Source organism: Streptomyces sp. NPDC051664 (assembly GCF_044453545.1).
Classification (GTDB): Bacteria; Actinomycetota; Actinomycetes; order Streptomycetales; family Streptomycetaceae; genus Streptomyces.
Genome location: NZ_JBITCU010000071.1, coordinates 1 through 9835 on the forward strand (window position 1 = coordinate 1; position 9835 = coordinate 9835).

The 9835-nt window shown below is 66.1% G+C and carries 11 protein-coding genes; 9 read left to right on the plus strand and 2 right to left on the minus strand.

What is annotated here, in order from left to right:
* Positions 1-107: 107 nt before the first annotated feature.
* Positions 108-320 carry an integrase core domain-containing protein gene (locus ACIA8E_RS40925; RefSeq protein ID WP_399307061.1) on the plus strand — a complete coding sequence of 71 codons (213 nt, stop codon included), beginning with the start codon at positions 108-110 and terminating at the stop codon, positions 318-320.
* A gap of 35 nt (positions 321-355) precedes the next feature.
* On the opposite strand, the gene ACIA8E_RS40930 is transcribed toward ACIA8E_RS40925, so the two are convergent.
* Both ACIA8E_RS40930 and ACIA8E_RS40935 read right to left on the minus strand, forming a co-directional pair.
* Entirely contained in the window at positions 356-2143 is a 1788-nt protein-coding gene (locus ACIA8E_RS40930) for a hypothetical protein (protein WP_399307064.1), read from the minus strand.
* 3 nt (positions 2144-2146) lie between these two features.
* A complete protein-coding gene (locus ACIA8E_RS40935; RefSeq protein WP_399307067.1) occupies positions 2147-2494 on the minus strand; it encodes a hypothetical protein in 348 nt (115 codons plus the stop codon).
* A gap of 707 nt (positions 2495-3201) precedes the next feature.
* Between ACIA8E_RS40935 and ACIA8E_RS40940 the strand changes: the two genes are divergently transcribed.
* The 8 genes from ACIA8E_RS40940 to ACIA8E_RS40975 form a co-directional block, all read left to right on the plus strand.
* Positions 3202-4413, plus strand: a complete 1212-nt coding sequence (locus tag ACIA8E_RS40940) for an ATP-binding protein (protein ID WP_399307070.1) — start codon at positions 3202-3204, stop codon at positions 4411-4413.
* Positions 4410-4814: a roadblock/LC7 domain-containing protein gene (locus ACIA8E_RS40945; protein WP_399307072.1), complete on the plus strand. Its 405-nt coding sequence runs from the start codon at positions 4410-4412 to the stop codon at positions 4812-4814. Before ACIA8E_RS40940 ends, ACIA8E_RS40945 begins: the two co-directional genes overlap by 4 nt.
* Complete coding sequence (locus ACIA8E_RS40950) at positions 4811-5185, plus strand: DUF742 domain-containing protein (RefSeq protein ID WP_399307074.1); 375 nt, start codon at positions 4811-4813, stop codon at positions 5183-5185. The genes ACIA8E_RS40945 and ACIA8E_RS40950 overlap by 4 nt, the downstream gene beginning before the upstream one ends.
* Positions 5160-5750, plus strand: a complete 591-nt coding sequence (locus ACIA8E_RS40955; RefSeq protein ID WP_399307076.1) for a GTP-binding protein — start codon at positions 5160-5162, stop codon at positions 5748-5750. Before ACIA8E_RS40950 ends, ACIA8E_RS40955 begins: the two co-directional genes overlap by 26 nt.
* A 58-nt stretch (positions 5751-5808) precedes the next feature.
* Positions 5809-7197, plus strand: a complete 1389-nt coding sequence (locus ACIA8E_RS40960; RefSeq protein WP_399307079.1) for a cytochrome P450 — start codon at positions 5809-5811, stop codon at positions 7195-7197.
* A 245-nt stretch (positions 7198-7442) separates the two neighbouring features.
* Positions 7443-8573 (plus strand): cytochrome P450, encoded by a 1131-nt coding sequence (locus ACIA8E_RS40965; protein ID WP_399307081.1) that lies wholly within the window; start codon positions 7443-7445, stop codon positions 8571-8573.
* The gene (locus ACIA8E_RS40970) at positions 8570-9385 is read left to right on the plus strand and encodes an enoyl-CoA hydratase/isomerase family protein (protein ID WP_399307084.1); all 816 of its coding nucleotides are present in this window, start codon (positions 8570-8572) and stop codon (positions 9383-9385) included. The genes ACIA8E_RS40965 and ACIA8E_RS40970 overlap by 4 nt, the downstream gene beginning before the upstream one ends.
* Before the next feature lie 200 nt (positions 9386-9585).
* Positions 9586-9835, plus strand: a 250-nt coding sequence (locus ACIA8E_RS40975) for a transposase family protein (protein WP_399307087.1), incomplete at its 3' end; no start/stop codon positions are given.

The window sequence follows — 9835 nt, forward strand, 5'->3', positions numbered from 1 at the left end:
CCACGGTTGCCTGACCGACCCCACCCCGACATCCGGTCCGCAAGCGGCCCGGATGCTGCCGCCTGCCCTCCGGGAGATTCAATTTTCCGATCAGCATCAACGCCTTGATGGAATCCACGATCGGCCTGTTCAAGACCGAACTGATCAAGCCCGGGCGCCCCTGGAAGACGCTCTCCCAGGTCGAACTGGCCACCGCCGAGTGGATCGACTCGTACTGCCACCGCCGGCTCCACGGTGAAATAGGGCACATCCCACCCGTTGAATACGAGACCAACTACTACCTCGCAACCACGAATCCCCAGGTCACAACCACAATCTGAGATCTCTACCGAACCCGGGCGGTTCATTCCAGGGGTCACTGAGTGGTAAGGGGGGATCCAATTACCGGATAGAGCTGGTCGCGGACGAACTTGTCCATGCCCTTCATACCTGTCTTCCATGCGACCTCCTCTAGGCCACCACCGGGGAAGGCCACGTTTGCAAATCGGCCCTTGAGGATGCCCCGCGCTGCGCCGCCGACGCCGCCGAGAAGAGAGTCTTTCCACAAGGAGCTGATCGATTTGCTGCCATCGCCCACCGCGATGCCCGTGTGAATGAGGTTGCCGCTGAATCCCTTGCTGAAGTCCTTGACACCGTCGTAGAGGACGTACTCTCGCCAACCGCTGGAGCGACCGAAGCCCTGCCTCCACACGTTGGACTCCCAGTTGCGTGTGAAGCGCTCGGTCAGGGAAGAAGTTTCGCGAACACTGGCCGCAGCAGAGCTGACTCGCTCGAGGGCGGCCACATTCTCAGCGACTATGCGATGAGCCCGGGCAGAGTCGGAGACTTCGGCTGCCGCCTCTTCCGACCTCACACGAGTGACAGCCAAGTGTTGTTCGGCCTCGGTATGGGCGGCCCGAGCGGCGACCACCTGCCGTTCGAGTTCAGCACGCCTCTCCTCGGCCACCGCCAGACGTCCTTCGGCGTCCGTCACCCAGCCGGGGCGGCCCTTGCCCCGGTAGACGTCACGGAGCCTTTGCAGGCCGGCCGCCTCACGGCCTGCCTGGGCATGCTTGTCGACAGCTGCCCGCAACTCGTCCGCAGCACCACGGACCCGGGCCTCGGCCGCGCTGAGGAAACCGGCCCCAGGAGAGCGGTCCAACGCCAGACGGTGGCGGGCCTTGGCGCGGGCCAGTAGGGTACGCCGTACTTCAGGGCCCGTCCGATCACCCATTGGCCGGGCTGCGTCGGCTGCCGCTTGGTACTCCCGCCACGCTGCTTCGCCGGGACTCCGGGCGGGAGCGGTGGCTTCCGCGGGCTGGCGACCGGTCCTGGCGGGATCACCGGAAGGCCTGCCGATTGAGTTCACAGCCTTCTTGTACTGATCACCGAATGAGGTGAACACCGGTTTGCCGTCCGCGGTACGCGTCACTTCCCCCGCACTATTGAGGACCTTGTGTACTCCGCTGGCCTCCAGCCCTCCAAAGAGGCCGCCCACGCCAAAGCTCACGGTCGCGCTGACGAAGAGCTTCCCGGGATCGATCGGTTTCTTCAGGGTCATCGAGGTGGTGACGTTGGCCAGCAGTTCGATAGTGAAGTCTCTCGCCGCGTCGGCGGCCAGGCGACCGTAGCCCAGGGCGAAGGTCTCTGAACGAAGGGACAACTTTGAGAAGGCGTCGATCGCCTGGCGCGCCCGTACCAGGAAGCGCACCAGTGTTGACAGCAACTCGGCCAGCACCCGCACCAGCCGGCCCGCGGTGGCCGCCAGCAATGCCAGCTCAATCTCCGCGATAGCCAGCAGGGCTGGGAAGAACGCGGCGGCGGCGATGAAGGCGATGGTGATGGCGATCTGTACCGCTAGATCCTCGATGATCGTCTGCGCTCGCTCTTGACTGTCGGCATGTTCCCGCTGGGTATGGGCAACTTGCCGGGCCAGAACGTGATCGCCGTTGGTCACCAGGGTAGTGGCCCAGGAATGTAAGGTATCGGCGGCTTCGTCCCGCCACCGTTCCTTGGACTGGGAGAGCAGTTCAACGAGCTTGACCTGCTGGTACGCGAGATGGTCCGCAAGGTCTTGCCAACCCTCGGAGTGATCTCGCAGCATAGTCGGCTGTCCAGGGGAATAGGGAATTCCGACCGCCGCCAAGGCTTGCTGAGTGTTCATCGTTCAGTGGCCGGGAAAGCCCGGATAAGGAGCCTTTCGCGCGTCCCAGCGGATCGCTTCCAGGGCTTCGGTCTGGGCGGCGCGGTAGTGCTCAGCGGCACGGGTGAGCGCGTCTGCCTGCGCCTGCTGCTCGGCTATCCGACGCGTGAGGTAGTCGTTCATCGAGTCCACTGCGACCTGGTATCGCCCGCCGGCTTCCTGCCCCTCGGCAAGACTTCCGTACGCGTCTCCGACGCCACCGCACCGGACCGCGAACCGCTCAGCGTGCTTCTCGAGCTCCTCTGCGGAGGCGCGCAGTTGTCGGCTTAGGTGGTCGAGCCATTCCGGTTCGACTTGCATGGCATCAGTCATTGCGTGCTCTCTTCACCCATCCTGAAATCGTCCATCCTTCCTGCCGACAACTATGGAGGGGAGCCGCCAGGGCATATGGTGCATGTTGGACATGTAATTTACTGTTCATGCTCTGTTTTGCTCGCAGGCACCTGTCGTGTGATGGCAGTTGGTCGTCAGCGGGGTTCCCTGATGACTTCCAACCTGAGCACCCTCACATGGAAGGGTGAAGTCGAGTGCGCCCACGTCCGGGTTTCGGCATCGTCACCGGCAGCGAGCGCCAGGCCGTGGGCGAAGCTCGCGCCACGCCTACCCCAGCGTGTCGGGGGAGCCGCCCCAGGGCGGTGCCAGCAAGTCGCTGAGGTTGGCGGCGATCCGCGCCCCCGGATCCCTGACAATGGTGTCGACTGACCGGGCGAGGCGACACCTCAGATTGAGACCCACAGTAAAGCCGTCCGGATTTGCCCCGTATCTTGTGAACGCTCCTCGTGAACTGTGCAACTGACGTGTCAGCCGCGGGATTGTCTCGCGAGTCGCTGATAAGATCATTTCACTTCTGGTCGGGCTGATGGCGTGCGGGGGCGTGCCGAGAGGGATGTGCTCCTCAGCTCCGCATTCGGAAGAATCCTCCCGAACGTGATGCGAGCCGGGCTCATCGATCCAGGCGCATGCGGCACGTGAGGGTGACATCAAGCCGTCTACCCGCCATGGCACTTGAAGTGAGTTTCATGACCTTCCTACAAGGCGCCTCCCTCTGGGCGCTGGTTGTCATAGCACTGGTCGCTGTGGGTGCCGTCGTTCGCGCTCGCACGACCAACATCAAGCTGCGCAGACAGAACGCTGAACTCCGGGGAAAGCGCGACACGCTCTTGCGGAACCGGGACGACCTCAACAGAAACCATTCTGGTCTGCTCCAGCGCCACGCCACTGAACTCTCCGAGGTCCGCAAGGACGCCGAGGAAGAAACCAAAGCGGTTCTCAAAGCCGCCGTGCGGACCCTGCAAGGGCTCGCGGATGAGCAGCAAGTCGTGATCGAGAAGGCCCAGAAGAAGTACGGCGACGACCCCGGCATCCTCGCCGACCTGATGGCCATCGACCACGCCAACAATCAGTTCGGCCGCCGGGCACAGGGCATCGCTGTGCTCTGCGGCGGTTGGCTCGGCCGTCGGGAGACTGTGGCCTCGGTCTTCGACGTGGCCCGGAGCGCCCAGGGCCGCATCCGGCAGTTCGACCGGGTACGGGTCAACGGGCAGGTGAATTTCTCGGTCGTCAGCAGGGCCGTGGAGCCCGTAGCGGTGGTCCTCGCCGAATTGCTGGCCAACGCCACCAATTACTCCGCTCCAGGCTCCCCGGTAGAGATCAACATCCAGGCTGTCCCGACGGGTGTCTGCCTGATCGTCGACGACGCCGGTCTCGGCATGGGTCAGGAAGAGAAGGACCGCGCGGCGGCTCTCCTCACTCCGGAGAGAGCGATCGGCGTCTCCAGCCTGGGCATCCCTCCGCAGTTCGGATTCGCCGTCTCGGGCATGCTGGCCGCCCGCTACGGATTCAGGATCTCGGTGGACTCCGTGTCCCCTTACGGAGGCGTACGCGCGGTCGTTCTCCTGCCCGACGAGCTCCTCACCAGCGATGCCCCCCCTGCGGCCGCGGCCGCGAACGTACCCGAGGCGGACACGTCAGAGCTCTCCCGGCGCCATCCACCCACACCGCTCTTCCCGCCGGCCGCGCTACCGGCCTCCGACCCGCAGGCCTCGGGCCGCCTCACCACCGCCGGTGGCCTGCCGAAGCGTCGTCGCAAGAGCCCGGTGTCAACGGTGCCGTCGACCGAACTCGAGCCTGCGCTCAGCAACGAGGAGACCGCTTCTCGTCTGGGCGCATTCCAGCGCGGAACCCGGTCCGGGCGGGACACGACGACCATGGAAGGACCCGAGATCCAGTGAACCCCGATCTGTCATGGGTACTCAACGACGTACTCCAGGTACCCGGTGCACGGCATGCGATCCTCGTGTCCGCCGACGGCCTGCTCCTGGCCAACTCCGATGACATTGGCCGGGACGACGCGGAGATCGTTGCCGCGGCCATGAGCTCCATGCAGTCGCTGAGCCGGGCCGTCGCCCCGTTCATCGGCACCGCGTCCCCCGGACGCTGGCGGCAGACGCTCCTTGAATACGAGGGCGGCTGGATCTTCCTGATCGCCGCTGGCACGGGCGCCTACCTGGCAGCCGCCGCAGCCGCCAACGTGGACATGGAGGCCATGTCCTTCCGTATGCAGCAACAGGTGAGCGCGCTGGGGAAGGCGATGACCACACCTCCCCGCGAGAGCGCGGGAAGCGAAACATGACGACGCCGGACGAGGAGCAACCGGTCAGCAGCGAGTTCGTCCGGTCGTACGTCATCACCGGCGGACGCGGTCTGCCAGGCGCCAAGGATCTGTCCCTCGTCACCCTGGTAACCATCGCACCCGATCGGCAGCCAGCCCCGAACCTAAGCCCCGAGGTCCGGGCGATCTGGGAGCTGTGTTCGGGCGGCTATCTATCGGTGGCCGAGGTGGCGGGCCACTTGGGGCAACCCGTCGGCGTGGCCCGCCTGCTGCTCAAGGATTTGGCGGAACAGGGACACCTGCTGCGCCGCAAGGCTCCGCCACCCGCCCAACTTGTCGACAGAAACATCCTTGAGGAGGTGTTGCATGGACTCCACCTCCGGTTCGGTTGAGAACATTTATGTCCCGGACGCCATCCGGCGTGCGGCGAAGATTCTTGTTGTCGGACACTTCGCGGTGGGCAAGACGACGCTCATCGGCACCCTCTCCGAGATCACCCCGCTGCGTACCGAGGAACGGATGACGCAAGCCGGCGCCCACATCGACGATCTCCGGGGCGCGCCCGGTAAGGAGACCACAACGGTCGCACTGGACTTCGGCCGTCTGACGCTCGGCGAAGAACTGGTTCTCTACTTGTTCGGCACACCTGGACAACAACGCTTCGTGGAGCTGTGGGAGGACATGGCGCGTGGCTCACTTGGCGCGCTGCTCCTTGTCGACCCGGCCCGCCTCTCCGACACCTTCCCCGTCATCGACCTGGTCGAGACGTACGGGCTGGAGTACGCGGTGGCGGTCAACTCGTTCGACCCGGAATCTCGGCACGGCGAGGAGGAGCTGCGTGAGGCTCTCGATCTGCTGCCGGGCACCCCAGTCGTGTACTGCGACGCCCGGGACCAGAAATCGTCTGCCCAGGCACTGATCACTCTGGTCCAGCACCTTCTGCAACGTGTGGCATGACCTCCCTTCCGTCCGCCGCGGGGGCCCACCGGTTCCCGCTCATAGTGAGGAATTACCCATGGACTCCCAGCCCGGGGCAACCCCGCACGGCGCCCCCGTAGGGTGCCCGATGCACAAGGAGCGGCAGACGTCGCTCTACGGGCCAGAATTCGCATCCGATCCGCATCGCATGTACGACGAGTTTCGGGCGCACGGGCTCGCCGCCCCGATCGAGCTGGCCCCCGGGGTGGAGGCTACGCTGGTGGTGCAGCATGAGGCCGCGCTCCGGATTCTGCAGAACCCGGCGTACTTCGCCCGTGACGCGAGGCGATGGGCGGCGTTGAACGAGGGCCGCGTGCCGCTCGATAGTCCGGTGCTGCCGATGATGGCGTACCGGCCCAACTGTCTGTTCACGGACGGCGCCGAGCATCTGCGCTTGCGCAAGGCGGTCACCGAGAGTCTCAGCCGGCTGAACCCCAGCCGACTGAGCCGGGACGTCGAGCGCATCGGCGGCTACCTCATCGACCAGTTCATCGAACGCGGCAGCGCGGACCTGCTCAACGAATACGCCAAGCTCTTGCCGCTGCTGTTGTTCAACCACCTCTTCGGCTGCCCCGGCGATATTGGCGACCGCCTTACGCGCGACATGTCGGCCATCTTCGACGGTGAGGACGTATTGCGGGCCAACGCCGACCTGACGGCTTGTCTGATGGAACTGGTCGCGCTGAAGCGCCGCCAGCCCGGCGAGGACATCACCTCGTGGCTCATCCAGCACCCGGCCGAACTCCGTGACGAGGAGCTCAAGGACCAGCTCGTCATGCTGATGGGCGCGGGGGTCGAGCCAGAACGTAATCTGATCGCCAACGCCCTGCTGCTCATACTGTCCAGCGACGGCTCCGGCACGGACCGGCGCGGTTCCGGGATGCTCGTCGAGGACGCCCTCGACGACGTGCTCTGGAACAGCCCGCCGATCGCCAACTACGCGACCCATTACCCCGTCCAGGACATCGACTTGGGCGGCGTGACGCTGAAGGCAGACACCCCCGTACTGATCAGCTTTGCCGCCGCGAACAGCGATCCGGCGCTGACGGACGCCCGTCAAACCTTGAGCAGGGGCGCCCATCTGGCCTGGGGCGCGGGGCCCCACGTCTGCCCCGCGAAGTCGCCGGCCCAGCTGATCGCCCTCACCGCGATTGAGAAGGTCCTCAACGCCGTGCCGGACCTCACCCTGGCGTTGCACCCCTCAGGGGTTGAATGGCGGCCGGGGCCGTTCCACCGGGCCCTGGTCTCCCTGCCCGTCCGGTTCACGCCGACTGCCGCGCGTCATCCCGCGACGGTCGGTCAGACACCTGTCTCGTCCGGGCCTATGACGTCCGATTCGTCTCCTGCCGCGTACCGTGACGCAGCGGGGCCGCAGAAGAAGGCGAAGGGTTGGTGGAGTTCCTTCCTGGACGTCTTCCGCGTATGACAAGGTGCAAAACAAGGGTATTTCGCTGTGACGGGAGCAACAGTTATCTGTGCATGGGAGCTAGATGCGGAAGGGTAGATTCTGGTCGGTAACCAGCAGCCCAGGGTAAGGATCTCTGCGTGAGCGCCATAGCCGACATAGTCAGGCTCCCAGTCGACCGCCGCGCTCTCATCTCCCTCCTCCGACGACTCAAGTCCCCGGAGGGACAAGCCCAGCCCTACGGTCTCCTGGGTGAGCTGAGGAGCATGGGAGACGTCGTACGCGCTCCCTGGGGCGGGCACTTCGTCACCGGCTTCGATGCGTGCAGTCAGGTGCTGCGCGGCCGCAACTGGCTGGCGCCCGACTTCGCCTGGCAGGGCCGCCGGGCGGACATCGGGCGCTGGGACGCCCCCGCCACGCGGGAGATGACCAAGGCCCTCTCCCGTCTCAACGCCCCCGAGCACACCTGCCAACGGCGCAGCCTCGGGAACCCCTTCGACCGGTCGACCATCCAGGAACTGACGCCGCACGTGGAGCAGGACGTCGCCCGACTCCTCGACGAGCTGGCCGAAGTACTGCGCAGCGGTGAGGCCGACTTCGTCAGCATCGTCAGCGAACAGCTGCCGATCAACACGATAGGCTCCTGGCTGGGCCTGCCGCCGGATGACTACGCCCGCATCCTGGACATCACCCACCGTCAGGTGCACGCGCAGGAGCTGATCCCCACCAGGAGCGAGCTCGACGTGTCCGCCGAGGCGACCGTCCAGCTCCGGACGTATTTCACTGGCCTGATCGAGCAGCGCCGGGCGAATCCCGGCGATGACGTGCTGTCCGGGTGGATACGGACCTGGGACGCGCTGGAGCCCGACCGCGCCACGGCGGACGAGACCCTCTACCGCCTCACCATGTTCGTCACCATCGCCTCGCTGGAGACCACCGCGACGCTCCTGTCAGTCATGGTGTGGCTGCTGGTAAGCGATCCCGGCCGGTGGGCGTGGCTCGGGGAGCATCCCGAACACATCGAAGCCGCCATCGATGAGGTCCTGCGCTACGACCCGCCCATCCACATCAACAGCCGTGTCGCCGCCGACGATACGATCCTGGCAGGTATCCCGATAGCGAAGGACAGCATGGTCCACGTCATGTACGGGGCCGCCAATCACGACCCACGGCGGAACGAGGACCCCGATGCTTTCGACATCCTGCGCACCGGCGACCACCTCACCTTCGGTGGCGGCGTGCACTACTGCCTGGGCGCGGCACTCGCCCGGCTCGAGGCGCGCACCCTGTTGATCCAGCTGCTGAATCGTTTCCCCACCCTGCGCATCGTCGCGCCACCCGTCTACGCGTCCCGTATGGTCTTCCGGCGTGTGACCTGGCTGGGCGTGACGACATGAGGCTCTCCATTCCCGACTTCCTGCACCCGTACGGGCGGCCAAGCACGGTGCGAACCGCGCGCGAGGGTTCTGTCCTGCGCGTGGAACTGGACTGTCCCGCAACCGGCAACGCTGTCACCGAGGACATGCTGGATGACCTGCTGACGGTCCTGACCGAGCCGGACCCCGAGGTCAGGGTGCTGGTGCTCAGCGGCGCCGGGGAGAACTTCTGCCTGGGCGGAGACCGGAACGAATTCGCCGACTGGCTCGACGAGGACCCCACCGGCCGCGGCATCCGGATCGCCGGCGACAAAGCACGCCGCGTCTGCGAGGCGATCTCGACCAACCGGGCCGTCACCATCGCCAGGGTGCAGGGAAAGGCCATCGGCGCTGGCCTGGCGCTCGCCATCGCCTGTGACCTGCGTGTCGGAGCCGACACCGCGGGATTCAGACTACCGGAGCTGGCGCTCGGTCTGCCCACCGCCTGGGGCGGCGTGCTTCCCCGACTGATCCACGAGATCGGCGCAGTGCGGGCACGCGAACTCATCCTCACCGGACGGGCTTTCGACGCGGCCGAGGCGCACGACCTGTCAATCCTGCAACGAGTCGTGCCCGAGGACGCCCTCGACGAGGCCGTCACCGCATGGACCAAGCCGCTCATCCGCCGGCCCGAGGCAGCCCTGCGCGTCACCAAGGCGCTACTCAACTCATACGCCGCCCCGACCCGCCTGGCCGACCCGTCCCTTCTGGACGCGGAGCTCATGGCCTCCGTCGCCGCCGCGACCCGCCGGGCCCACAACGCTGGCGGGACCGGGCCGATGCCGGTCCCGTAGGCCCGCCGCAGCCGGGAGCCCCTCGTCAGGGCTCAGCTCGTGGCACAGTTCGTGCGCTACCCGTCGCCGGGGCCGGTCCCCGCAGCTCCGCAGAGCCCCTGCGCCGCCCCGTCGTGTCGCGCGGTAGGGGACGGCAATTTGAACCTGGGGAATGCCTCACTTGGCTAAGGGCTGTCCCGTAACTGCTGGTCACAGGTGAGATGATCTTGCGGATAGCCCCGTTCACCGGGCTGAGCCCGCGCTCCTTCGGCAAGCTGGTGACCGCGCTGCGCCGTGAAGGTGCAGATCCAGTCCGCAAGGGTCGCCCGTGGGCTCTGCCGCTGGAGGACCGGGTGCTGCTCGTGGCGGCTTACTCGCGCACGAACTTGACGATGCGCCAACTCGCTCCGCTCTTCGGTATCTCGAAGTCCGCGGCCGACCGCGTCATCGACCACCTCGGCCCATCGCTCG